The sequence below is a fragment of the Mesorhizobium sp. M7A.F.Ca.MR.148.00.0.0 genome (genome assembly GCF_003997735.1).
GTDB lineage: Bacteria > Pseudomonadota > Alphaproteobacteria > Rhizobiales > Rhizobiaceae > Mesorhizobium.
On record NZ_RZTB01000329.1, the window covers coordinates 1 to 825 of the forward strand.

Below are 825 nucleotides of genomic sequence, written 5' to 3' on the forward strand. Positions count from 1 at the left end.
ATGATCGGCATGCCAGGCACCATGCCAGATTTTGTTCACGGTTTGAACCTGTTTTTGTTAGCGTGCCGACAGGCGTCCTAAGTGGTGTTATTTTGGTCGCGGCGTTGGAATGGGGATATATGGCAGCGACGTTGAATCTCGTAGCGAGTTTGTCCGGGTCTCAATAATGTTCTCAATGACAATTGGAGGCTGATCGCCCCCGCCTGATGAGGACATCTTGGCGGCCGCGACCAAAGCGATAGCTCCAATGATGGATGCGTAGAGCGTGGCTTTCGCACCGTCCGACCAGTCAGCGACATCAAAGAGCTTGCCGGCCTTTGGGGTGATGCTTTCCGCCTGCACTGTAGCTTGGGCTGGGGTGATCTCGTTACGCTGAAGCCGCCTTACGATCTCGCGCAACGCACCAAGCGCAGCCGGGGAAATGCTGTCGTCAAGTAAGATGTTCATCCGGTCGCCTGTCGTCTCGTAATCGGCCCGGAAGAATTTCCGACATCGCACCACATTGCGGGCAATTGGTTCGGGAGTGAAGAAAAGTCCCTGAGGAATTGCCAGTCATGGCAATTGCGGTCGCTTGGAAAACACCATGAACCGGGCAAAAGGCAATCGGATGATGCACTGCCACAACGAAATCCCCGCCCTGTGGTGAGGTCAAAAACCTAGCACATGGCAGCGTATGTTCGCAAAGTACATAATCGCCTTTATGCAAGCGACTATATATTCGATATACCCGGATATACCCAAAAGAAGTCAGGCATTGATCCTTGCAAGATTGAGCTTGCGGTGCATACCGTCGCTTCCATGGGGACGGGTGACGCAAAATCGAAT

The 825-nt window shown here is 53.1% G+C and carries 1 protein-coding gene; it reads right to left on the reverse strand.

Annotation, left to right across the window (positions count from 1 at the left end; genetic code table 11):
- Positions 1–87: 87 nt before the first annotated feature.
- Positions 88–447, reverse strand: a complete 360-nt coding sequence (locus EOB49_RS34310; protein WP_127383534.1) for a hypothetical protein — start codon at positions 445–447, stop codon at positions 88–90.
- Positions 448–825: the final 378 nt, after the last annotated feature.

Coding starts and splice junctions, on each gene's coding strand:
- EOB49_RS34310 (WP_127383534.1), bottom strand. CDS start 447: ATGAACATCTTACTTGACGACAGCATTTCCCCGGCTGCGCTTGGTGCG.